Source organism: Variovorax jilinensis, from assembly GCF_030316885.1.
GTDB lineage: Bacteria > Pseudomonadota > Gammaproteobacteria > Burkholderiales > Burkholderiaceae_C > Variovorax > Variovorax jilinensis.
This window is the reverse complement of the sequence record NZ_JASZYQ010000001.1, coordinates 1293067-1314286: the sequence shown is the minus strand read 5'-3', so window position 1 is coordinate 1314286 and position 21220 is coordinate 1293067. Positions and strand designations below refer to the sequence as shown.

The window sequence follows — 21220 nt, the reverse complement described above, 5'->3', positions numbered from 1 at the left end:
CGGCGATGTTCACCGGAATCATCACCGGCGTGGGGCGCATCGCCGCCGTCCACGACCTCGGAAGCTCTTCCTCCCACGGCAAGCGTCTCAGCATTGCGGTGCCCGACGGCTATCTGGCCGATGTCGGGCTCGGCGACAGCATCGCCCTCAATGGCGCCTGCATGACGGTCACCACGCTCGACCCGGCCCAGCGGCAGTTCACGATCGACATCTCGGCCGAATCGCTGGACAAGACCGCGGGCCTGGCCGAAGCCGAGACCCGCATCAACCTCGAGAAGGCCCTGCGCGCGAGCGACCGGCTGGGCGGCCACATCGTCTCGGGCCATGTCGACGGCATCGGGCGCGTGAGCCGCTTCGAACCGGTCGGCGAAAGCTGGGAGCTGCGCGTGCTGGCGCCGCCCGAGCTGGCCCGCTTCCTGGCCTACAAGGGCTCGATCACGGTCAACGGCGTGAGCCTCACGGTCAACCGCGTCGAGGACCTGGCCGAAGGCAGCGAGGTGAGCATCAACCTGATTCCCCACACGGTCGAGAACACCGCGCTCGGCAGCCTCAAGGCCGGCAGCCGGGTCAACCTCGAGATCGACACCGTGGCGCGCTACGTGGAGCGCATGCTCCAGGCCGGCGCCATCCACATTCCAGAGAATCCCAAGAAAGACAGCCTCCCATGAACGCATCCGTGACGCCGATCGGCGCACAACGCAGCGGCCAGGCGCCCGCGCCCATCTCGCCGGTCGAGGACATCGTGGCCGAGCTGCGTGCCGGCCGCATGGTCATCCTGGTCGACGAGGAAGACCGCGAGAACGAAGGCGACATCGTGCTCGCGGCCGACCACGTGACCCCCGAGGCGATCAACTTCATGGCCCGGCATGCGCGCGGCCTGATCTGCCTGACGCTCTCGCGCGAGATGTGCGAGCGGCTGCAACTGCCGCCGATGGTGGCGCGCAACGGCGCCAAGCACTCGACCGCCTTCACGGTCTCGATCGAGGCCGCCGAGGGCGTCACGACCGGCATCTCGGCCGCCGACCGCTCGCGCACCGTGCAGGCCGCCGTCGCCCCCGATGCGGTGGCCGCCGACCTGGTGCAGCCGGGCCACATCTTCCCGCTGCAGGCGGTCGATGGCGGCGTGCTGATGCGCGCGGGCCATACCGAGGCCGGCTGCGACCTGGCCGCGATGGCCGGCTGCTCGCCCGCTTCGGTGATCTGCGAGGTCATGAACGAGGACGGCACGATGGCACGGCTGCCCGACCTGCAGCTGTTCGCGGCCGAGCACGACATCAAGATCGGCACCATCGCGGCCCTGATCGAACACCGCAGCCGCACCGAGACGCTGGTCGAGAAGGTCGGCTGCCGCGAGATCGAGACCGCCTGGGGGCCCTTCACGGCCCACGCATTCCGCGACAAGCCCAGTCACGGCGTCCACCTGGCGCTTGTGCGCGGCAGCTGGAGCGCCGACGACACGGTGGACGTGCGCGTGCACGAGCCACTGTCGGTGCTCGATGCGCTCGAGCGCAATCGCGCGCTGCATTCCTGGAGCCTGGACGCCAGCCTCGCGCACCTCGCGGCGCAGGGCAAGGGCGTGGCCGTGCTGCTGAATTGCGGCGAAACGGGCGCCGATCTGCTGGCCCAGTTCGACGGCACCGCGCGCCCCGCACAGGCGCCCGAACGCGGCCGCATGGACCTGCGCAGCTACGGCATCGGCGCCCAGATCCTGCGCGAATGCGGCGTCCACCGCATGAACCTCCTGGGCACGCCACGTCGCATGCCCAGCATGGCGGCCGGCTACGGCCTCGAAATCGCCGGCTACATCTCCAAGGACCAGAGCTGATGCAAGAAGCAAACAAGGGCGCGGACATCGCGCTGGACGGCCGGGGTCTGCGCATCGGCATCGTGCAGGCGCGCTTCAACGAGGACATCACGAACGCACTGGCCCAAGCCTGCCGCGACGAACTGTCGGCCCTCGGCGTGCTGGCGGTCGACATCGACCACGTGAGCGTCCCGGGCGCGCTCGAAGTGCCGGTGGCACTGCAGGCGATGGCCGGCCGCCAGCGCTACCACGCGCTGGTCGCGCTGGGCTGCATCATCCGCGGCGAGACCTACCACTTCGAGCTGGTGGCCAACGAATCCGGCGCCTGCGTGAGCCGGGTCGCGCTCGACCACCGCATCCCGATCGCCAACGCGATCCTCACCACCGAAAACCTCGAACAGGCTGTGGCCCGACAGACCGACAAGGGCCGCGATGCCGCACGCGTGGCGGTCGAGATGGCGCAGCTGCTCGCCACCCTCTCATGAACGAAGACACCACCAAGACACCGGGCGGCAAGCCGCGCCAGACCCGCACCGGACTCACCAGCACGGGCGCCCGCAAGGCGGCCGCCAAGTCCAACCGCAGCCGCGCGCGCGAATTCGCGCTGCAGGCGCTCTACCAGCACCTGGTGGGGCGCAACGACGCGGCATCGATCGACCAATTCACGCGCGACCTGGCCGGCTTCCACAAGGCCGACGCGGCCCACTACGACGCGCTGCTGCACGGCGCCATCGAGAACGCCGCTGCGCTCGACGCGCTGATCGTGCCGCTGCTCGACCGCAAGCTCGAGGAGATCTCGCCGATCGAGCATGGCGTGATGTGGATCGGCGTCTACGAGTTCCAGCACTGCCTCGACGTGCCGTGGCGGGTGGTGCTCAACGAGTGCATCGAGCTGGCGAAGGAATTCGGCGGCACCGACGGCCACAAGTACGTCAACGCGGTGCTCAACGGCCTGGCGCCGACGCTGCGGGCGACCGAGGTCGAGGCCGATCGCTCGGCGGGCAAGGCCCGGTGATGCGGATCTCGGGGCGCGCCGAGCGCATCGAGCCCTTCTACGTGATGGAGGTCGCGAAGGCGGCCTCGAAGCTGGCGCGCGAGGTCGCCCATACCGACCGGCCGATGATCTTCCTGAACATCGGCGAACCCGACTTTACGGCGCCGCCGCTGGTGCAGGAGGCGGCCGCCCGCGCAGTGCGTGCCGGTGCGACCCAGTACACGCCGGCCATGGGCCTGGACGCCCTGCGCGAACGCATCAGCGGCTGGTATGCCGAGCGCTTCAAGGCCGACGTGCCGGCGCGACGCATCGTGATCACGGCCGGTGCCTCGGCGGCGCTGCAGCTGGCCTGCCTGGCGCTGATCGAGGCCGGCGACGAGATGCTGCTGCCCGACCCCAGCTATCCGTGCAACCGGCATTTCGTGACCGCGGCCGACGGCCGCGCCGTGCTGGTGCCGACCACCGCGGCCGAGCGCTTCCAGCTCAGCGCCGCCAAGGTCGAGGCCGCCTGGACCGAGCGCACGCGCGGCGTGCTGCTGGCCTCGCCCTCGAACCCGACCGGCACCTCGATCGCGCCTGACGAACTGCGCCGCATCCACGAGGTGGTGAGCGCGCGCGGCGGCATCACGCTGATCGACGAGATCTACCTCGGCCTCTCGTACGACGACGCCTACGGCCAGACCGCGCTCGCCATCGACGACCAGGTCATCAGCATCAACAGCTTCAGCAAGTACTTCAACATGACCGGCTGGCGCCTGGGCTGGCTGGTGGTGCCCGATGCACTGGTGCCGGCGATCGAGCGGCTGGCGCAGAACCTCTTCATCTGCGCGAGCACGGTGTCGCAGCATGCGGCGCTGGCCTGCTTCGAGCCCGAGAGCATCGAGGAATACGAACGGCGCAGGGCGCAGTTCAAGGCCCGGCGCGACTGGTTCATCCCGCAGCTCGCGAGTCTCGGCCTCGAGGTGCCCGTGATGCCCGACGGCGCCTTCTACGCCTGGGCCGACTGCAGTACCCTGGCCCGCCGGCTCGGCATCTCGGGCAGCTGGGATTTCGCCTTCGAGGCCATGAAGCAGGCCCACGTGGCGGTCACGCCGGGGCGCGACTTCGGCAGCGACCAGACCGGCCGCTTCATCCGCTTCTCGACCGCCAGCTCGATGGCGCAGCTCGAGGAATCGGTGGCGCGCCTGCGTGCCTGGGCCGGTGCCGGCGTGCACGCATGAGCTTTGCACTGCCGATCCGCGTCTACTGGGAGGACACCGATGCCGGCGGCATCGTGTTCTATGCCAACTACCTCAAGTTCATGGAGCGCGCGCGCACCGAGTGGCTGCGCACCCTCGGCATCGCGCAGCGCCGCCTGCGCGAGGAAACGGGGGGCATGTTCGTGGTCAGCGAGACGCAGCTCAAGTACCACCGTTCCGCGCGCCTCGACGACGAACTGCTGGTTACAGCCGAGCTTCGCCGGATCGGCTCCGCGTCACTGATAATCGCCCAGCGCGTGCTATCAAATTCAGAGCAACCCGGCGCGTCGATCGCATCCGAGCCCCTGCTTCTGTGCGAAGGCACGATCCGCATCGGCTGGGTCGATGCGGCCACCCTGCGGCCGGCACGCATCCCGCTTCAAGTTTCGGGAACCCTCGAGGGCAACGCCGGCTCCATGTCTCAACCTCTCAAGCCATGAATCAACAAGACCTGTCGATCCTCTCCCTCCTGCTGCATGCCAGCCTGCCGGTCCAGCTCGTGGTGCTGCTGCTGATCGTCGTGTCGGTCGCCAGCTGGGCCGCGATCTTCCGCAAGTACTTCGCGCTCAAGCGCACGCGCTCGCTCAACGAGGACTTCGAACGCGACTTCTGGTCCGGCACCAGCCTCAACGAGCTGTTCTCGTCGGCCGCCCAGAACGCCAAGTTCGCGGGCCCGATGGAACGCATCTTCGCCTCCGGCATGCGCGAATACCAGAAGCTGCGCGAACGCCACGTCTCCGACACCGGCACGCTGCTCGACGGCGCACGCCGGGCGATGCGCGCCAGCTACCAGCGCGAGCTCGATGCGGTGGAACAGAACCTGTCCTTCCTGGCCACGGTCGGCTCGGTGTCCCCGTACGTCGGCCTGTTCGGTACGGTCTGGGGGATCATGCACGCCTTCACCGGACTGGCCGCGCTGGCCCAGGTGACGCTGTCGACCGTGGCGCCCGGCATCGCCGAGGCGCTGGTCGCCACCGCGATCGGCCTGTTCGCCGCCATCCCGGCCGTGGTCGCCTACAACCGCTTCGCCCGCGAGATCGACAAGATCGCGATCGCGCTCGAGACCTTCATCGAGGAGTTCTCGAACATCCTGCAGCGCAACCTGACCGCGCACGTGAACCCGGCCACCGTGACCCCGGCCGCCGGCCGCTGAACGGAGCGAAGCACCATGTCCGCCATGCAATCCCGCGGCCGCGGCCGCCGCACGATCAACGAGATCAACATGGTCCCGTTCATCGACGTGATGCTGGTGCTGCTGATCATCTTCATGGTGACGGCGCCGCTGATCACGCCGAGCGTGATCAACCTGCCGAGCGTCGACAAGGCCAGCAAGCAGCCCGACAAGCCGATCGAGATCGTCATCAAGAGCGATGACGAGGTGCAGATCAAGAAGGACGCATCCACCGGCACCGGCGGCAGCTCGATCCCGATGACGCAGATCGGCGCGGCCGCCAAGGCCGCGCAGGGCGGCGACGCCGAGCGCCCGGTCGTCATCAGTGCCGACAAGACCGTGAAGTACGAGACCGTGGTCAAGGCCATGAACCAGCTCAAGCGCAGCGGCATCGAACGCGTCGGCCTGTCGGTGCAGACCACCGGCGCGAAGTGATGTCGCTCGCCGCCGACCGACCCGAGTTCGCACCGCCGCCCCAGCGCGGCACGCCGCGGGCCGTGGTGCTGGCCCTGATCGCCCATGCCCTGCTGATCGCGGCACTGACCTGGGGCGTGAGCTGGCGCCGCGAGGCCGAGAACGACGCAGTCGAGGCCGAGTTGTGGTCGACCACGGTGCAGCAGGCCGCGCCGCGCGCGGTGGCGCCGGTCCCGGTGCCGCCGCAGCCGACGCCCACGCCGGCGCCTCCGCCGCCCCCACCGCCGCCGCCCCCACCCCAGGCGGTGCGTCCGCCCGATCCGACGCCGGTCCCGAAGGCGCCCGACATCGCACTCGAGCGCGAGAAGAAGCTGAAGGAGCAGCAGCGCGAACGCGAGCTCGAGCAGCAGGCCCAGCAGAAGAAGCTCGAGGCGCAACGCAAGGCGGCACAGGAAAAGCGCGAGGCCGAGGCCCGCGAGCGCGCCGAGGACGAAGCCGAGCGCAAGAAGGAAGAACAGAAGAAGCTGGCCGAGCAGAAGCGTCGCCAGGAAGCCGAGGCCGCCAAGCAGGCCGAGGCCGCGAAGAAGAAGGAAGCCGACGCGAAGCAGCAGGCACAGGCCGCCGCCGATCGCGCAGCCACGCTCAAGCGCATGCAGGCGATGGCCGGCTCGGGCGGCGAAGGTGCGGCCGCGAAGTCATCGGGGCCGTCGGGCAGCTATGGCGGCAAGGTCGCCGCTGCAGTGCGGCCCAACGTCGTGTTCCCCGATGCTGACATGGTGAGCGGCAATCCGGGCGCCGAGTTCGACGTGCGGCTGGCGCCCGACGGCACCATCGTCGGCACGCCGCAGCTGGTCAAGTCCAGCGGCCTGCCGAACTGGGACGACGCCGCGCTGCGTGCGCTGCAGAAGACCGAAAAGCTGCCGCGAGACATCGACGGCACGGTGCCGGCGCGGCTGATCGTGACGCTGCGGCCCAAGCGCTGAGCCGCTGCGGGCCATGCCGATACAGCCACAGCCCACGCTGACGGGCCGCCACGTGGCGCTGCGGCCGCTCGAGAGCGGCGACGCTGATGCGCTGCTCGCCGCCGCGGCCGACGGCGAACTCTGGAACATGACGCTGACCGTGGTGCCGGGCCCGGCCACGGTGCATGGCTACATCGAGACCGCGCTGTCCGGCCGTGACGCGGGCACCGTGATGCCCTTCGTGGTCGTCGATCGCGAGAGCGGCCGCGTGGTGGGCAGCACGCGATTCTGGAAGATCGATGCGCGCAACCGCAAGCTCGAGATCGGCCACACCTGGCTGGCCACGGGCGCGCAACGCTCGCCCGTTAATACCGAAGCCAAGTACCTGCTGCTGCAGCATGCCTTCGAGGCCATGCACTGCGTGCGCGTGCAGTTCACGACCGACGTGTTGAACGAGCGATCACGCGCCGCGATCCTGCGCATCGGCGCGACGCAGGAGGGCATCGTGCGCCACGAACGGATCATGCCGGACGGACGCAAGCGCAACTCGGTGCGCTTCAGCATCATCGACGACGAGTGGCCGCAGGTGAAGGCGGCGCTGGCGCTCCGGCTCGGGCGCTGAGCCCGAAACCTCAGGACAATCCGCCGCTGGTTCGGCTGCGGGCCCAAAAGGAAACCCGCTCGACGAGGGCATGCGCCGCGACTGCCGACAGGCCGCCGAGGCCGGCACCGATCGCGATGTCGAACGGATAGTGCACGCCCACGACCACGCGCGCCAGGCTCACCAGCGCCGCCAGGGCCAGCAGCACGCCACCGACCCAGCGCAACTTCGAGCCGAGCACGAAGGAGAAGGCCAGGGCGCCGTAGGCGGTCGCATGGCTGCTCGGAAACGAGGGGCTCCCGCTGTGCGGCAGGTGCAGCACCCCGAGGCCGCGCTCGAACGGACGCGGGCGATCCCAGGCGAGCGGGATCAGCTCGCAGGCCAGGGCCCCGAAAGCGATCGCCAGCGCCGCAACCCCGATCGGCCGCAGCAGCGGCCTGCTGCGACGGAGCGCCATGACCAGCAGCAGCACGAGCAGCAGCCAGTGCGCGTGCGCGGCGAAGAACTGGCCGCCATCGATGACCCAGTCGTGGGCATCGTCATCGGCGTTGAGCAGCAGGAACAGCTGGCGATCCACGGTGGTCATGGCGGCATCGTCCCGACGCTGTCGCGCTACTCGTAGACGATCGCGGCCTTGCCCGCGTCGGCCTGCGCCGTCCAGCTGGCCAGCGCCGCATCGGTGGGAAAGAACCTGGCGCGTTCGCCGAGCTGCAGCTCGACCTGTGCGCCGCCGCGCGCGAGCGACAGGCGGACGCCCAGCCCCTGCTGCAGCTCGCCGTGCTCACTTTGCTCGGTGCGGGGCGGGAAGTCCTTCACGAGCCGCGCGATGTCGGGCGCCTTGCCATTGACCGACACGCGCAGGAACTTGCCGAAGCGGCAGCGCGCCGTGGCCAGGTCCCACACCTGCTGGACCTGGAAGCGCGCCTCGAAGCCGCCGCGCCCGGGCTGCAGCCGGCCGCTCACGATGACCAGTTCGTCGTCCTTGAGCACGTTGCGGTTGGCGTTGAAGAGCGCCTCGTCGGCGGTGCCGTCGATCGCGCCCGACTTGTCGTCGAGCTTGAAGATCGCGAGGCGCCCGCGCTGGCCGTTGATGACCCGGAAATCGCTCACGATGCCTGCGATCACCTGCTGGTCGCGGCTGTCGAGCAGGTCGTCGATCTGGCGCTTGCAGAAGCGCCGGACCTCGTGCTCGACCTCGTCGAACAGATGGCCCGAGAGATAGAAGCCGACCGCGGTCTTCTCGTAGGTCAGGCGTTCCTTCACGCCCCAGGGCGTGGCGTCGACCAGCGCCGGCTCCTGCGTGGCCGAGCCGTGCTCGCAGTCGCCGAAGATGTCGACCTGGGCGACGTTGGCCTGCGTCGCGTTGGCGAATTCGAAGGCGCGATCGACCGAGGCGATCAGCGAGGCACGGTTCTGCTGCAGCGAATCGAAGGCGCCGGCCTTGATCAGCGCCTCGACCGTGCGCTTGTTGATGCGCTGGCGGTCCACGCGCACGCAGAAGTCGTAGAGGCTCGCGAAGGCGCCGCCCTCCTCGCGCGCCTTGACGATGGCCTCGACCGCCAGCTGGCCGGTGCCCTTGACCGCACCGAGGCCGTAGCGGATGGCGCGGTCGGTCACGGGCTCGAAGCGGTAGTTGCCCCGGTTCACGTCGGGCGGCTCGAAGCTGATGCCGAAGTTCTTCTGCGCGTCCTCGAACAGCACCTTGAGCTTGTCGGTGTCGTCCATTTCGACGGTCATGTTGGCGCAGAAGAACTCGGCCGTGTAGTGGACCTTGAGCCAACCCGTGTGGTAGGCCAGCAGCGAATAGGCCGCCGCGTGCGACTTGTTGAAGCCGTAGCCCGCGAACTTCTCCATCAGGTCGAAGATCTCGTCGGCCTTCGGCTGGTCGATGCCGTTGGTCGCCGCGCCCTTGCGGAAGATCTCGCGGTGCTCGGCCATCTCCTCGGCCTTCTTCTTGCCCATCGCGCGCCGCAAGAGGTCGGCGCCGCCGAGCGAGTAGCCGCCCAGGATCTGCGCGGTCTGCATCACCTGCTCCTGGTAGACCATGATGCCGTAGGTCTCGGACAGCATCTCGGCCACCAGCGGGTGCGGATACTCGACCGGCTCGCGGCCGTGCTTGCGCGCCACGAAGCTAGGGATCAGGTCCATCGGGCCCGGACGGTACAGCGCATTGAGCGCGATCAGGTCTTCCAGGCGGGTGGGACGCGCGTCCTTCAGCATGCCCTGCATGCCGCGTGATTCGAACTGGAACACGGCCTCGGTCTTGCCCTCGGCGAACAGCTTGTAGGTGGCGGCGTCGTCGAGCCTGATGTTCTCGTAGGCAAAGGCTTCCTGGCCCTTGTGGCGGGCGACGATGAAGTCCTTGGCGATCTCGAGGATCGTCAGCGTCGCCAGCCCCAGGAAGTCGAACTTCACGAGGCCCACGGCCTCGACGTCGTCCTTGTCGTACTGGCTCACGGCGGAGTCGCTGCCGGGCTGCTGGTAGAGCGGACAGAAGTCGGTCAGCTTGCCGGGCGCGATCAGCACGCCTCCTGCGTGCATGCCGATGTTGCGCGTCATGCCCTCGAGCTTCTGCGCCAGCTCGACCAGCATGCGTACTTCTTCCTCCTTCTCGATGCGGGCCGCCAGCTGGGGCTCCATCTCGATCGCGTAGTTGTTCTTGTCGCCCTCGGGCTTCGGCGACGGCGGGTACTGCAGCGTGACCGGCTGGCCCGGCTTGTTCGGGATCAGCTTGCTGATGCCGTCGCAGAACATGTAGCTCATGTCGAGCACGCGGCCGACGTCGCGGATCGCGGCGCGCGCAGCCATGGTGCCGAAGGTAGCGATCTGGCTCACCGCGTCGCGGCCGTACTTGTCCTTCACGTAGTCGATCACGCGATCGCGGTTGCCCTGGCAGAAGTCGATGTCGAAGTCGGGCATCGACACGCGCTCGGGGTTCAGGAAGCGCTCGAACAGCAGCTTGTATTCGAGCGGATCGAGGTCGGTGATCTTGAGCGCGTAGGCCACCAGCGAGCCGGCGCCGGAGCCGCGACCCGGGCCCACGGGGCAGCCGTTCTTCTTGGCCCAGTTGATGAAGTCGCCGACGATCAGGAAGTAGCCCGGGAAGCCCATCTTGAGGATGGTGTTGATCTCGAACTCGAGCCGCTCGACGTAGCGCGGCCGCTCGACGTCGCGCTTGCCGGCGTCGGGGTACAGGTGGGCGAGGCGCTCCTCGAGGCCCTCGAACGAGGCGACGCGGAAGTAGGCGTCGATCGGCATGCCGTCGGGCGTCGGGAAGTTCGGCAGCTGCGGCTTGCCGAGCACCAGCGTGAGGTTGCAGCGCTTGGCGATCTCGACCGTGTTGGCCAGCGCGCTCGGCAGGTCGGCGAACAACTCGGCCATCTCGGCGGCCGACTTGAAATACTGCTCGGGCGTGAACTTGCGAACCCGCCTCGGGTTGCCGAGGATCTCGCCCTCGGAGATGCAGACCCGGGCCTCGTGGGCCTCGTAGTCCTCGGCGGTCGCGAACTGCACCGGGTGCGTGGCGACCACCGGCAGCCTGAGCCGCGCCGCGAGCTTGACCGCGGCGACCACGTGCGGCTCGTCCTCGGGCCGGCCCGCGCGCTGCAACTCGATGTAGAAGCGGTGCGGAAACAGGCCGGCGAGCTGCAGCGCGACTTCGGCCGCGCGCTCTTCCTGCCCCTGCAGCAGCGGCGCCCCGAGCGGCCCGGCCTGGGCACCCGACAGCGCGATCAGCCCGCCCTGGAGCTCCTGGAGCCAGGCCAGCTTGCAGGCCGCCTGAGCCTGACCGCGGCCGACGTTCTGCGTCCAGGCGCGCGCCAGCAGCTCCGACAGGTGCAGGTAGCCTTCCTTGTTCTGCACCAGCAGCACGATCCGCGTGAGCGTGCCGGGCTCCGCGCCCAGCCCTTCGACGAACACCTCGGCGCCCAGCAGCGGCTTGACGCCCTTGCCGCGGGCTTCCTTGTAGAACTTGACCGCGCCGAACAGGTTGTTGAGGTCGGTGATGGCCAGCGCGGGCTGGCGGTCGGCGGCCGCCGCCTTGACGACTTCGTCGATGCGGTTGGTGCCGTCGACGACGGAAAACTCGGTGTGCAGGCGCAGGTGAACGAACATCCGGCCATTGTAGAAAGGGCCCGCTCCACGATGTGATCTCGCTCTCCCTACAATCGCGCCCCGTGAAAGAAATTCTGAACATCGCGGCCTACAAGTTCGTGCAGATCGACGACGCCGCCGATCTGCGCGAGCAGCTGCGCGCGCTGACCCATTCGCTGGCGCTCAAGGGCACCATCCTGCTCGCCCCCGAAGGCATCAACCTGTTCGTCGCCGGCACGGCCGAGGCGGTGCGCAGCTTCCTGCGGGCGCTGCGCGACGACGCGCGCTTCGCCGACCTCGAGGCCAAGGAAAGCTGGTCGGAGGCGCAGCCGTTCCGGCGCATGCTGGTCAAGATCAAGCGCGAGATCATCCGCATGGACCATCCCGCGATCCAGCCCGCCGCGGGCCGGGCGCCGGGCGTCGATGCGCGCACGCTCAAGCGCTGGCTCGACCAGGGCCATGACGACGCCGGCAAGCCGGTGGCGCTGCTCGACACCCGCAACGCCTTCGAGGTCGACCATGGCAGCTTCGAGGGCGCGATCGACTGGCGCATCGCCAAGTTCACCGAATTCCCGAAGGCGCTCGCGGCGCATGCCGACGCGCTGGCCGGCAAGACCGTGGTCAGCTTCTGCACCGGCGGCATCCGCTGCGAGAAGGCGGCCATCCTGATGCGCGAGGCGGGCGTGGCCGACGTGCTGCAGCTCGAGGGCGGCATCCTCAAGTACTTCGAGGAGGTGGGCGGTGCCCACTACCGCGGCGAATGCTTCGTCTTCGACGGCCGCGAGAGCCTGGCGCCCGATCTCAGCGCCCGCGCCAACCGCGCGAGCGCGCGTGCGCCCGAAGACCCGGATCTGTCGATCAAGCGCTGAGCGAGCACCTCGGGAGTCGAGCCGGGCGCGGCGCGACAGGGGTGCGAGCCGGTGTTCAGGTCGGCGTGGTGCCCGTATCCGCCGGCTGCTGTACCTGGAACGGATGCCCCGGCAGCGGAATGAATTCGGTCTCGCCCGGCACCTGGCCCATGCGTTGCGCGGCCCAGGCGGCGCCGGCCTCGAGGATGCGCTCGCGCCGGCTCGAGACGAAGTTCCAGGTGATGTAGCGCGGGCCGTCGAGCGGCTCGCCGCCGATCACGACCAGCCGCACAGCACCTTGCGCACTGAGCACGCCGCCCTGCCCGGCCGGCAGCATCGCCATCGTGTGCTGCGGCACCGGCTCGCCGCCGAGCGCGATGTCGCCGTCGACCGCATAGACCGCGAGCTCGGGCGCCAGCGCCGGCAGCTCGAAGCGGGCGCCGGCCGGCAGCGCGACATCCAGGTACACGGTCGGCGACAGCGTCGCCACCGGCGAGCGCACGCCGAAGGCCTCGCCGACCAGCACGCGCACCGGCACGCCCTGGACCTCGAGCGCCGGGATGTCGGCTGCGGCCGTGTGGACGAACGCCGGCTCGACCTCCTCGTGCGCCTGCGGCAGCGCGGCCCAGAGCTGCAGGCCGTGGTTCACGTAGGTGGCATCGCGCAGCGTGTCGGGCTTGCGCTCCGAATGCACGATGCCGCGGCCGGCGGTCATCCAGTTGATCGCGCCGGGGCGGATCTCCTGCACGCTGCCGAGGCTGTCGCGATGCATCATCGCGCCCTCGAACAGGTAGGTGACCGTGGCCAGGCCGATGTGCGGATGCGGCCGCACGTCGTGCTCGGAGCCCGGCACCTCGGTGGCCGGACCGAAGTGGTCGAAGAAGACGAAGGGTCCGACCGAGCGCTGCTTCGCGGCCGGAAGAAGCCGCCGGACCTTGAAGCCGCCGCCCAGGTCCTTGTCGTGCGGTTGGATCAGTAGCGCTGCGCTCATCGTGGTTCTCCGGTCGGTGGGTGGGTGTTCAGCGGCGCGATGTTGCCACCGCGGACACGCGTTCGCCGAAGGCGCGCGCGGTCTCGAGGTCGCCGCGCGCCATCTCGGCCGGGCTCGCGTCGGAGGGCGAGGTGGTCAGCAGGCCGTTGTAGCCGCCGACGTAGTTGATCGAGTCGCGGGTCGCGGCCTTGTGATTGCTCGGCATGATGCCGAGGCTGACCCACAGGCCGCCGTGCTGCATCGCAAGGTGCCAGAGGTAGGTCAGCGTCGCGTCCTTGTCGCCATTCATCGCGGCGCTGTTGGTGAAGCCCGCGAAGAGCTTGTCCTTCCAGCCCTGCGCGTACCAGACCTTGGACGAGGCATCGGCGAACTTCTTGAACTGCCAGCTCGGCCCGCCCATGTAGGTCGGTGCGCCCATCACGATGACGTCTGCCGCGGCCAGCAGCTCCCAGCCCTGGGGCGGCAGGTTGCCGTCCGCGTCGATGGCGAGCAGATGCGCCTCGGCGCCATCGGCGACCGCCTGCGCCACGCGCTGCGTATGGCCGTAGCCCGAATGAAAAACGACGACGATGTCGGCCATGCAAGTCCTGTGAAATCACTGAGCCCGACATCCTACGCAAAACAGGCGGCCGGCCGGCGCAGCCCGGCCGTGTTCGCGGAACACCGAGGAACCGGCTTTGCCGGGCCTCTGGTGTTGCCCCCGGTGAGGGGGTGGGCGGCTACACGAAGTGAGCCAACCCTGGGGGAGAGTTACTTCCTATCGATGCTGAAGCGACCGCCGCCGAAGGCAGCGAAGGCGAACACGCCGCCCGCGATCGCGAGGTTCTTGAAGAACTGCAGCTGGTTCATCTGCACCTTCTCGACCGGCATGGCCCAGTAGTTGTGGAAGAAGAAGGCGGTGGCGAGGGTGAACAGCGCCAGCACCAGCGCCGTCAGGCGGGTCTTGAAGCCGACCAGCAGCAGGATGCCGAGGCCGAGTTCGACGATCACCGCGATCGCGGCCGCCACTTGCGGCAGCGGCAGGCCGACGGCCGTGATGTAGCCCACGGTGCCCGCGAAGCCCGTGAGCTTGGCGAAGCCCGCGGGGATGAAGAGCAGCGCGATCAGGATGCGGCCCACGAGGGCCATCGCGTCCTGCGTCGCGGCGGTTGTGGCCGGAGCGGCGTAGTTGGAAGCGGTGGTGGTGGTCATTTTCGAAGTACTCCTGGGTTGAAAAAAATGAATGAGGGAATTGTCAGGCCGCGAGGTCGAACACCAGCACCTCGGCGTCCTTGGCCGCCGCGAGCTTGAGTTCGGACTCGCCCTCGATCAGGGCTGCGTCGCCGGTCGAGAGCCGGGTGCCGTTGGCTTCGAGCTCGCCGCGGACCAGGTGCACGTAGCTCTTGCGCTTCGGGTCCAGCGCCAGGCTGGCCTGCTCGTCGCCGTCGAGCAGCCCGGCGAACAGGCGCGCATCGGCATGCACGAGCACCGAGCCGTCGGCACCGTCGGGCGAGGCGACCAGGCGCAGCCGGCCGCGCTTCTCGGCGGTCGGGAAGGTCTTCTGTTCGTAGCCCGGCGCGATGCCACGCACGTTGGGCTCGATCCAGATCTGCAGGAAGTGCGTGGTCTCGTCGGGCTTGTGGTTGAACTCGCTGTGCATCACGCCGCGGCCGGCGCTCATGCGCTGCACGTCACCGGGCGGGATCGACTCCACGTTGCCCATGCTGTCCTTGTGGGCCAGCTCGCCCGACAGCACGTAGCTGATGATCTCCATGTCCTTGTGGCCATGGGTGCCGAAGCCGGCGCCCGCTGCGACGCGGTCCTCGTTGATCACGCGCAGGTTGCCGAACCCCATGTGGGCCGGGTCGTAGTAGCCGGCGAACGAGAAGCTGTGAAATGAGCGCAGCCAGCCATGGTCGGCATAGCCGCGTTCCTGCGATTTACGAACTTGCAACATCATCGAACTCCTGCCCTCTCGTGGAGGGCCTTCGAAATGCCGCGCCCTGTGCGCAGCGGATGAGTCGAACTTTAGGACTTGCGCCCTGCCCTGAAAGTGCGCGAGTTTGATGGCATCATTCAAATTTTTTGAATGATCGAGCCATGCCCACCGCCCGCGACGTCCTGACCCCCGATGCGCTGTCGATGCTGCAGACCGTCGCCGCAAGCGGCAGCTTCGCGGCCGCGGCCCGCTCCCTGAACCTGGTGCCGAGCGCGCTGAGCTACCGCGTGCGGCTGATCGAGGACGCGCTCGACGTGCTGCTGTTCGACCGCAGCGGCCGCCAGGCGCGCATCACCGAAGCCGGCGTGGAGCTGTTGCGCGAATCGACCCGGCTGCTCGGCGAGATCGACGCGGTCGCCAATCGCGTGAAGCGCATCGCCACCGGCTGGGAGCCGATGCTGACCATCGCCGTCGACAGCGTGATCGCGCGCGATCCGCTGCTCGACGTGGTCAACGACTTCTATGCACTCGATCCGCCGACGCGCCTCAAGCTGCGCGACGAGACGCTGCTCGGCACCATCGAGGCACTGACCAGCGGCGAGGCTGACATCGCCGTCGGGTCGGTGCTCGACGCCGCGAGCCTGGCCTTCACGGCCACCGGCATCCGCAGCCGCCCGCTGGGCGAACTGCCCTTCGTGTTCGCCGTGGCGCCGCACCACCCGCTGGCCACGCTGCCCGAGCCGCTCAGTGACGACGTGATGCGGGCCCATCGCGCGGTGGCGGCTGCCGATTCGGCGCGCGCGGGGCCGAGCATGACGGTCAACCTCGTCGGTGGCCAGGACGTGCTCACGGTGCCGACCATGCAGGCCAAGCTGGCGGCCCAGCTGCATGGCCTGGGCGGCGGCTTCCTGCCCGAGCCGATGGCGCGGCCCTACATCGAGGCCGGCCACCTGGTCGAGCGCCGCACCGAGCGCGCGCCGCCAATGGTCGCGCTGCACTGCGCGTGGCGCGTGCGCAGCGCCGGCAGCCCGGGCCGCGCCATGGCCTGGTGGCTGGAGCGCTTCGAGCACGAAGCCACGCGCCGCGCACTGCTCGAACGCCACCGCGGAAGGTAGGCCCGCAACCCGGTTAGAGTCCGATGGACTGCCACCCGACAAAAGAGACTCGCCATGAACATCCGACCCGTCGCCGATCGCCACCGAACCGCCGCCGCTGCACGCCACTACGCCGTCGTCGGCGCCGGCATCGCGGGCGTCGCCTGCGCCCGCACGCTGCTGCAGGCCGGCCACCGCGTGACCGTGTTCGAGCGCGAGGCCACGGTCGGCGGCCGCATGGCGAGCGTGACCACGCCTTTCGGCCGCTTTGACAGCGGCGCCCAGTACTTCACGGTGCGCGATCCCCGTTTCGCGCTGGCGCTCGAGACGGCGCCGCAGGTCTGCAAGCCCTGGAGCGCCAACCTCGTCCGCGTGCTCGATGCGCACGGCCGCGTGGCCGAGGCCGCCTTGCCCGCACGCGAGCCGCATTTCGTGGCCCAGCCAGGGATGGATTCACTGGTGGCCCGGTGGGCCGCCCCGCTCGGTGAGGCGCTCGTCACCGGCGCCCAGGTGACGCAGATCGAACGCGATGCGCTCGACGGCCGACGCTGGCAGCTGCGCACCGCGGGCGCGGACGATTCGCAGCACGTGTATTCGGGTTTCGATGCGGTGCTGCTCGCGGTGCCGCCGGCGCGCACCCGGGCGCTGCTCGGCGACGGCCGGCTGTCGGCCGAGCTCAGCCGCAGGATCGAGCCGGTGCGCATCGCGCCGTGCTGGACGCTGATGATTGCCTTCCCGCAGGCCAACCAGGCCACGTTGTCGCACCTGGGCCCGCAATGGAATGCGGCGCGCAGCACGCACCACCGCGTCGCCTGGCTGGCGCGCGAATCGTCCAAGCCGGGGCGCGACCGCATCGAACGCTGGACCCTGCAGGCCAGCGCCGCCTGGTCGCAGGAACATCTGCGCGACGATGCCGCGCGCGTGGAGGCGAAGCTGCTGCGCGCCTTCTCGGAGATCACCGGAGTTCGGGCCGAACCTTCGCACGCGCAGGCGCGCTGCTGGCCCGAGGCCCAGACCCAGGTGCCGGTCGGCAAGCCGCACCTGTGGGACGCCAAGGCCCGCATCGGCGTGGCCGGCGACTGGTGCATGGGCCATCGGGTCGAGGACGCGTTCCTGTCCGGCCTGACGCTCGCACTGAAGGTCCTCTAGGCATCCTGCCGCGGCTCGTGACCCGCATCGGCCGCTTTGCACCCTCTCCGACCGGACCGCTGCACGCCGGCTCGCTGGTCGCGGCGCTCGCGAGCTGGCTCGACGTGCGCGCGCGCGGCCCTGCGGCGCGCTGGCTGGTGCGCATCGAGGATGCCGACACCGAGCGCTGCCTGCCGGGCATGGGCGAACACATCCTGGCGCAGCTCGCTGCCTGCGGCCTTCGACCCGATGCGCCGCCTGCGTGGCAGACCGCGCGCTCCGCGCTCTACGAACGCGCGCTCGAACACCTCGTGGCAGCAGGCTGGGCCTACCCCTGCGGCTGCTCGCGCAAGGACATCGACCAGGCCCTGGCGCGCGACGGCGTGGTGCACGCGCGGCACGGCGAGCGCGTCTATCCCGGCACCTGTCGCGACGGGCTTCACGGCAAGCCGGCGCGCGCCTGGCGCTTCGCGACCACGAAATTCGAGGCTGCCGTACAGCCCGGCGGCCTCCTTCAGTGGCACGACCGCCGCCTCGGCGCCCAGCAACAGGCCGTCGCGCGCGAGATCGGCGACTTCGTGCTGCGGCGCGCCGACGGCCCCTGGGCCTACCAGCTCGCGGTGGTGGTCGACGATGCCGACCAGGGCGTGACCGACGTGGTACGCGGCGAGGATCTGGCCGACAACACGGCGCGCCAGATCCTGCTGCAGCGCGCACTCGGCCTGCCGACGCCGAGCTACCTGCACACGCCGCTGGTGCGAGCCGCCGACGGCGACAAGCTCTCCAAGCAGAACGGCGCGACGCCGATCGCCTGTGCCACGCCGGACGAGGCGCTGGCCGCGTTGCAGGCCGCAGCGGGCGTGCTCGGCCTGGGCCATTTGCAAGCCGCGTCGGTGCCCGAGGCGCTCGCGCGATGGGTGCCTGCATGGCGCGATCTCTACAATCCGCGGCCGTGACCCCATCCTCTTCCAACGACCTTCCGCGCACGCCGCCAACCGACGCACCTGCGTCCGAGCCCGAACTCACCGGCGAGAACCATCCGCTGCACCGCCGCCTCAAGAGCTTCGTGAAGCGCGGCGGCCGCACCACCGATGGCCAGCAGCGCGCCTACGACGACTACGGGCCGCGCTTCCTGCTGCCTTACCGCGCCGAGCCGCTGGACTTCGAAGCCGCCTTCGGCCGCAGCGCGCCGACGGTGCTCGAGATCGGCTTCGGCATGGGCGAGGCCACTGCGCACATCGCCGCGCTGATGCCCGAGAAGAACTTCCTCTGCTGCGAGGTGCACGAGCCCGGCGTCGGCGCGCTGCTCAAGCGCATCGGCGAGCAGCGGTTGCAGAACATCCGCATCTGCGCCCACGACGCTGTCGACGTGCTCGACCACATGCTGCCGCCCGGCACGCTCGCGGGCGTGCATGTGTTCTTTCCCGACCCCTGGCACAAGACGCGGCACAACAAGCGCCGGCTGATCCAGTCGCCCTTCGTGCGCAAGCTCGCGGACCGGCTGCAACCCGGTGGCTACCTTCATTGCGCCACCGACTGGCAGCCTTATGCGGAGCAGATGCTGGAAGTGCTGTCGGCCGAACCGCTGCTGCGCAACACGGCGCCCGGCTATGCGCCCAAGCCCGCCTACCGGCCGCTGACGAAGTTCGAGAACCGCGGCATCAAGCTCGGCCACGGCGTCTGGGACGTGGTGTTCGAGCGCGCCTGAGCGGCGCGCGCTCCCTCAGCGCAGCACGGGCGGCTGGCGATGTTCGTCGTCCTGCCCCTGGGCCTGCAGCACGTTCTGCTGTGCCGCCATGAGCAGCGCCGCGCGGTAGGCCGAGCGGCTCGCGATCTTGGTGTGGGTGATCAGCGCCTGCCATTCGCGCTCGAGTTCGGCTTCGTTGTGCTCGCGGTTGCGGTGCAGCAGCGCCTGGCTCACGTCGACCAGCGCCGCGGCCGAGCTCAGGCAGATGTTGATCGCGCTCTGGGCCGGGCTCTTGAGAAAGCGTCGTTGCTCGGCCTGCGTGGCCGAGCACATGGCCTCGAGCGGCATGTTCGCCGTCGGCCCGAGGTAGGGGGCATCCATCAGTTCGCTGTCGGCGTGGGCGAGCACCTTCTCGATGGCGACCAGCGCATTCTCGAGCAGGGCAATTTCGGTGGAAGTTGGCTTCATTTCATCCCGCCGGATCAATTCCGGTTCGTGGACCCGATGTTGACAGTGGAAGCCTCAAAGCCCCTGTGCAAAAAGCCACAACTGAAATACATAAGTTAACAATATAAAAGCCGCCATCGTGGCATTGCGCGGCCCGCCGGCATCCGCATCGGCCTGATCCATGACTTAGTACCTACGGGAAAGGCATCCAACTTGCTACATTATTCTTTGAAATGTAGCGAAAGGTTTCCAATGCATATCTCCCGGAGAAGCTGGCTGGCCCAGGCAAGCGTGGCCTTGCTGGCGGGCGGCAGCGCCCTCGTGGCCACGCGATCCCAAGCCCAGACGCCGGCGCCGGGCGCGGTGCCAAGGAGCACCGGCGGCGCGGTGCGCACCGTGGTGCTCGGCCAGTCGGTGCCGCTCACGGGCGCCGCCAGCGAGATCGGTCTGGCGTTTGCGGCCGGCAGCCGCCTCTACGCGACCGAATTCAACGAACACAACGCCGCCAGCGGCTTCCAGCTGAAGCTGGTGCAGCTCGACGACGGCTACGACGCGACGCGCGCCGCCGCCAATGCACGCACGCTGCTGGGCACCCACAAGGCCGACATGCTGTTCGGCTTCGTCGGCACCGCGAGCAGCGAGGCCGGCGCCAAGGTGGCGTCGCAACAGGGCAGCCAGCTGTTCGCGCCCTTCGCGGCGGGAGACAACCTGCGCGGAAGCGAGGCGCCCAACGTGTTCCACGTCCGCCCCAGCATGGCCGACGAGGCGTTCAAGATCGTGCGCCAGTGCGCCACCGTGGGTCAGACCCGCATCGCGCTGGTCGGCGACGACGACACGATGGGCCGCGCCGGCCTGGCCTCGGTGCAGCTCGCGATCGCCGACCTCAAGCTGCCGCCGCTGGTGGCCAGCGCGCTGGTGCCCACCAGCGGGCCCAAGCTGGAAGCCGCACTGGCCGAGGTGCAGAAGGCTTCACCCCAGGCGATCGTGCTGGTGTCGCTGTCGGCGACCACGGCCGACGTGATCCGGCGCCTGCGCAAGAGCGGCTACACGGGCAACTTCATGGCTTTCTCGATCGTCGGCATCGATCCGCTGTATGCCGAGCTCGGCAAGGACATCGGCGGCATCGTGATCTCGCAGGTGGTGCCTTCGCCGCGGCCCTCGGCGATCCCGATCGTCAAGGAATACCTGGCGGCGATCGAGAACTCGGACCAGACGCCCTCCTACGAGGGCCTCGAAGGCTTCATCGCCACCAAGGCCGCGGCCGAGGCCGTGCGGCGCGCCGGCCGGGGCTTCACGCCCGCGACGCTCCAGCGCACGATGACCGGCATGACCGACTACGACGTCGGCGGCTTTCGCATCAACCTGCGCCCGGGGCTGCGCGATCCGGGCCGCAGCATCGACCTGATCAGCATCACGAAGGACGGCCGGATCCTGCGCTGAGCCGGCCCGCGCGCTCTGGCGCACTGGCGGGCCCGCAGCACGGCGGCCGCCGGCGCTCAGCTCAGGTGCTTGCCGATGAGGCCAGCGATCTCGAACATCGTCACCTGGTCCTTGCCGAAGATCGGCCGGAGCTTCGCGTCGGCGTTGACGTTGCGCTTGTTCTTCTCGTCCTGCAGGTTGTGCGCCTTGATGTAGACCCACAGCTGCTTCACGACTTCGGTCCGCGCCACCGGCGTCGACCCGATCACCGCCGCCAGTTCGGCACTGGGCGTCAGGGTCTTCATGAAGGCCGGGTTCGGTGCACGCTTTGCTGCCGCCTTCTTGGCGGGAGCGGCTGGATTCTTTTCGGTGGTCATCTGTCTTTTCTCTGTCAGTTTGCGAGTGCCGATGC

Annotated in this window: 24 protein-coding genes; 16 read left to right on the top strand and 8 right to left on the bottom strand. The window is 69.2% G+C overall.

The annotated features are described in order from the left end of the window. Window positions 1–5 precede the first annotated feature (5 nt). From QTH87_RS06330 to QTH87_RS06285, 10 genes are read left to right on the top strand one after another with little or no spacing between them, the layout of a single operon-like run. Window positions 6–668: a riboflavin synthase gene (locus QTH87_RS06330; protein ID WP_286607767.1), complete on the top strand. Its 663-nt coding sequence runs from the start codon at window positions 6–8 to the stop codon at window positions 666–668. Further along, complete coding sequence (gene ribBA / locus QTH87_RS06325) at window positions 665–1825, top strand: bifunctional 3,4-dihydroxy-2-butanone-4-phosphate synthase/GTP cyclohydrolase II (protein WP_286607766.1); 1161 nt, start codon at window positions 665–667, stop codon at window positions 1823–1825. The genes QTH87_RS06330 and ribBA overlap by 4 nt, the downstream gene beginning before the upstream one ends. Then, on the top strand, window positions 1825–2289 hold the full coding sequence (gene ribH / locus QTH87_RS06320; RefSeq protein ID WP_286607765.1) for a 6,7-dimethyl-8-ribityllumazine synthase: 465 nt from the start codon (window positions 1825–1827) through the stop codon (window positions 2287–2289). Before ribBA ends, ribH begins: the two co-directional genes overlap by 1 nt. Then, window positions 2286–2819: a transcription antitermination factor NusB gene (gene nusB, locus QTH87_RS06315; protein ID WP_286607763.1), complete on the top strand. Its 534-nt coding sequence runs from the start codon at window positions 2286–2288 to the stop codon at window positions 2817–2819. Before ribH ends, nusB begins: the two co-directional genes overlap by 4 nt. Then, window positions 2819–4018: a pyridoxal phosphate-dependent aminotransferase gene (locus QTH87_RS06310; RefSeq protein ID WP_286607762.1), complete on the top strand. Its 1200-nt coding sequence runs from the start codon at window positions 2819–2821 to the stop codon at window positions 4016–4018. Before nusB ends, QTH87_RS06310 begins: the two co-directional genes overlap by 1 nt. Then, window positions 4015–4476 (top strand): tol-pal system-associated acyl-CoA thioesterase, encoded by a 462-nt coding sequence (locus tag QTH87_RS06305; protein WP_286607760.1) that lies wholly within the window; start codon window positions 4015–4017, stop codon window positions 4474–4476. The genes QTH87_RS06310 and QTH87_RS06305 overlap by 4 nt, the downstream gene beginning before the upstream one ends. Continuing rightward, entirely contained in the window at window positions 4473–5189 is a 717-nt protein-coding gene (gene tolQ / locus QTH87_RS06300) for a protein TolQ (protein WP_286607759.1), read from the top strand. Before QTH87_RS06305 ends, tolQ begins: the two co-directional genes overlap by 4 nt. Window positions 5190–5204: 15 nt before the next feature. Next, entirely contained in the window at window positions 5205–5642 is a 438-nt protein-coding gene (locus tag QTH87_RS06295; RefSeq protein WP_286607758.1) for a biopolymer transporter ExbD, read from the top strand. Continuing rightward, window positions 5642–6604, top strand: coding sequence for a cell envelope integrity protein TolA (tolA, locus tag QTH87_RS06290; protein ID WP_286607757.1), 963 nt, complete (start codon window positions 5642–5644; stop codon window positions 6602–6604). The genes QTH87_RS06295 and tolA overlap by 1 nt, the downstream gene beginning before the upstream one ends. Window positions 6605–6617: 13 nt before the next feature. After that, window positions 6618–7205 (top strand): GNAT family N-acetyltransferase, encoded by a 588-nt coding sequence (locus QTH87_RS06285; RefSeq protein WP_286607755.1) that lies wholly within the window; start codon window positions 6618–6620, stop codon window positions 7203–7205. Between the two features lie 10 nt (window positions 7206–7215). On the opposite strand, the gene QTH87_RS06280 is transcribed toward QTH87_RS06285, so the two are convergent. Both QTH87_RS06280 and dnaE read right to left on the bottom strand, forming a co-directional pair. Further along, a complete protein-coding gene (locus QTH87_RS06280; RefSeq protein ID WP_286607753.1) occupies window positions 7216–7770 on the bottom strand; it encodes a phosphatase PAP2 family protein in 555 nt (184 codons plus the stop codon). A 26-nt stretch (window positions 7771–7796) separates the two neighbouring features. Beyond that, on the bottom strand, window positions 7797–11297 hold the full coding sequence (gene dnaE, locus QTH87_RS06275) for a DNA polymerase III subunit alpha (RefSeq protein ID WP_286607752.1): 3501 nt from the start codon (window positions 11295–11297) through the stop codon (window positions 7797–7799). Window positions 11298–11359: 62 nt separating this feature from the next. Here dnaE and QTH87_RS06270 point away from each other — a divergent pair, with 62 nt between their 5' ends. Beyond that, the gene (locus tag QTH87_RS06270; RefSeq protein WP_286607750.1) at window positions 11360–12145 is read left to right on the top strand and encodes a sulfurtransferase; all 786 of its coding nucleotides are present in this window, start codon (window positions 11360–11362) and stop codon (window positions 12143–12145) included. 55 nt (window positions 12146–12200) lie between these two features. Here the strand turns inward: QTH87_RS06270 and QTH87_RS06265 are convergent, their stop codons facing one another. The 4 genes from QTH87_RS06265 to QTH87_RS06250 all read right to left on the bottom strand — a co-directional run bounded on the left by QTH87_RS06265 (window position 12201) and on the right by QTH87_RS06250 (window position 15051). Next, complete coding sequence (locus QTH87_RS06265; protein ID WP_286607747.1) at window positions 12201–13115, bottom strand: pirin family protein; 915 nt, start codon at window positions 13113–13115, stop codon at window positions 12201–12203. Window positions 13116–13143: 28 nt separating this feature from the next. Beyond that, window positions 13144–13695: a flavodoxin family protein gene (locus tag QTH87_RS06260; RefSeq protein ID WP_286607746.1), complete on the bottom strand. Its 552-nt coding sequence runs from the start codon at window positions 13693–13695 to the stop codon at window positions 13144–13146. Window positions 13696–13865: 170 nt separating this feature from the next. Continuing rightward, a complete protein-coding gene (locus QTH87_RS06255; RefSeq protein WP_286607745.1) occupies window positions 13866–14306 on the bottom strand; it encodes a DoxX family protein in 441 nt (146 codons plus the stop codon). A 43-nt stretch (window positions 14307–14349) separates the two neighbouring features. After that, a complete protein-coding gene (locus QTH87_RS06250) occupies window positions 14350–15051 on the bottom strand; it encodes a pirin family protein (protein WP_286608042.1) in 702 nt (233 codons plus the stop codon). Between the two features lie 143 nt (window positions 15052–15194). On the opposite strand from QTH87_RS06250, the gene QTH87_RS06245 reads away from it, so the two are divergent. Genes QTH87_RS06245 through trmB form a run of 4 tightly spaced genes read left to right on the top strand, consistent with a single transcriptional unit; the run spans window position 15195 to window position 18963 of the window. Next, the gene (locus QTH87_RS06245; RefSeq protein WP_286607742.1) at window positions 15195–16148 is read left to right on the top strand and encodes a LysR substrate-binding domain-containing protein; all 954 of its coding nucleotides are present in this window, start codon (window positions 15195–15197) and stop codon (window positions 16146–16148) included. Window positions 16149–16202: 54 nt separating this feature from the next. Next, a complete protein-coding gene (locus QTH87_RS06240) occupies window positions 16203–17276 on the top strand; it encodes an NAD(P)/FAD-dependent oxidoreductase (protein WP_286607741.1) in 1074 nt (357 codons plus the stop codon). A 17-nt stretch (window positions 17277–17293) separates the two neighbouring features. Further along, window positions 17294–18211: a tRNA glutamyl-Q(34) synthetase GluQRS gene (gluQRS, locus tag QTH87_RS06235; RefSeq protein ID WP_286607739.1), complete on the top strand. Its 918-nt coding sequence runs from the start codon at window positions 17294–17296 to the stop codon at window positions 18209–18211. Then, window positions 18169–18963 (top strand): tRNA (guanosine(46)-N7)-methyltransferase TrmB, encoded by a 795-nt coding sequence (trmB, locus tag QTH87_RS06230; RefSeq protein ID WP_286607738.1) that lies wholly within the window; start codon window positions 18169–18171, stop codon window positions 18961–18963. Before gluQRS ends, trmB begins: the two co-directional genes overlap by 43 nt. Window positions 18964–18978: 15 nt before the next feature. Here trmB and QTH87_RS06225 read toward each other — a convergent pair whose 3' ends face one another. Continuing rightward, window positions 18979–19410: a hypothetical protein gene (locus tag QTH87_RS06225; protein WP_286607737.1), complete on the bottom strand. Its 432-nt coding sequence runs from the start codon at window positions 19408–19410 to the stop codon at window positions 18979–18981. A 231-nt stretch (window positions 19411–19641) separates the two neighbouring features. Between QTH87_RS06225 and QTH87_RS06220 the strand changes: the two genes are divergently transcribed. Continuing rightward, entirely contained in the window at window positions 19642–20829 is a 1188-nt protein-coding gene (locus QTH87_RS06220) for an ABC transporter substrate-binding protein (RefSeq protein ID WP_286607736.1), read from the top strand. A gap of 56 nt (window positions 20830–20885) precedes the next feature. Here the strand turns inward: QTH87_RS06220 and QTH87_RS06215 are convergent, their stop codons facing one another. Next, window positions 20886–21185, bottom strand: a complete 300-nt coding sequence (locus QTH87_RS06215) for an SWIB/MDM2 domain-containing protein (protein ID WP_286607732.1) — start codon at window positions 21183–21185, stop codon at window positions 20886–20888. Between the last annotated feature and the right edge of the window lie 35 nt (window positions 21186–21220).

Coding starts and splice junctions, on each gene's coding strand:
- QTH87_RS06250 (WP_286608042.1), bottom strand. CDS start 15,051: ATGTTGCAAGTTCGTAAATCGCAGGAACGCGGCTATGCCGACCATGGC.
- QTH87_RS06305 (WP_286607760.1), top strand. CDS start 4,015: ATGAGCTTTGCACTGCCGATCCGCGTCTACTGGGAGGACACCGATGCC.
- QTH87_RS06215 (WP_286607732.1), bottom strand. CDS start 21,185: ATGACCACCGAAAAGAATCCAGCCGCTCCCGCCAAGAAGGCGGCAGCA.
- QTH87_RS06255 (WP_286607745.1), bottom strand. CDS start 14,306: ATGACCACCACCACCGCTTCCAACTACGCCGCTCCGGCCACAACCGCC.
- QTH87_RS06330 (WP_286607767.1), top strand. CDS start 6: ATGTTCACCGGAATCATCACCGGCGTGGGGCGCATCGCCGCCGTCCAC.
- QTH87_RS06295 (WP_286607758.1), top strand. CDS start 5,205: ATGTCCGCCATGCAATCCCGCGGCCGCGGCCGCCGCACGATCAACGAG.
- QTH87_RS06220 (WP_286607736.1), top strand. CDS start 19,642: ATGCATATCTCCCGGAGAAGCTGGCTGGCCCAGGCAAGCGTGGCCTTG.
- ribH (WP_286607765.1), top strand. CDS start 1,825: ATGCAAGAAGCAAACAAGGGCGCGGACATCGCGCTGGACGGCCGGGGT.
- trmB (WP_286607738.1), top strand. CDS start 18,169: ATGGGTGCCTGCATGGCGCGATCTCTACAATCCGCGGCCGTGACCCCA.
- QTH87_RS06280 (WP_286607753.1), bottom strand. CDS start 7,770: ATGACCACCGTGGATCGCCAGCTGTTCCTGCTGCTCAACGCCGATGAC.
- tolA (WP_286607757.1), top strand. CDS start 5,642: ATGTCGCTCGCCGCCGACCGACCCGAGTTCGCACCGCCGCCCCAGCGC.
- QTH87_RS06285 (WP_286607755.1), top strand. CDS start 6,618: ATGCCGATACAGCCACAGCCCACGCTGACGGGCCGCCACGTGGCGCTG.
- QTH87_RS06240 (WP_286607741.1), top strand. CDS start 16,203: ATGAACATCCGACCCGTCGCCGATCGCCACCGAACCGCCGCCGCTGCA.
- tolQ (WP_286607759.1), top strand. CDS start 4,473: ATGAATCAACAAGACCTGTCGATCCTCTCCCTCCTGCTGCATGCCAGC.
- dnaE (WP_286607752.1), bottom strand. CDS start 11,297: ATGTTCGTTCACCTGCGCCTGCACACCGAGTTTTCCGTCGTCGACGGC.
- nusB (WP_286607763.1), top strand. CDS start 2,286: ATGAACGAAGACACCACCAAGACACCGGGCGGCAAGCCGCGCCAGACC.
- QTH87_RS06225 (WP_286607737.1), bottom strand. CDS start 19,410: ATGAAGCCAACTTCCACCGAAATTGCCCTGCTCGAGAATGCGCTGGTC.
- QTH87_RS06310 (WP_286607762.1), top strand. CDS start 2,819: ATGCGGATCTCGGGGCGCGCCGAGCGCATCGAGCCCTTCTACGTGATG.
- ribBA (WP_286607766.1), top strand. CDS start 665: ATGAACGCATCCGTGACGCCGATCGGCGCACAACGCAGCGGCCAGGCG.
- QTH87_RS06245 (WP_286607742.1), top strand. CDS start 15,195: ATGCCCACCGCCCGCGACGTCCTGACCCCCGATGCGCTGTCGATGCTG.
- QTH87_RS06260 (WP_286607746.1), bottom strand. CDS start 13,695: ATGGCCGACATCGTCGTCGTTTTTCATTCGGGCTACGGCCATACGCAG.
- QTH87_RS06265 (WP_286607747.1), bottom strand. CDS start 13,115: ATGAGCGCAGCGCTACTGATCCAACCGCACGACAAGGACCTGGGCGGC.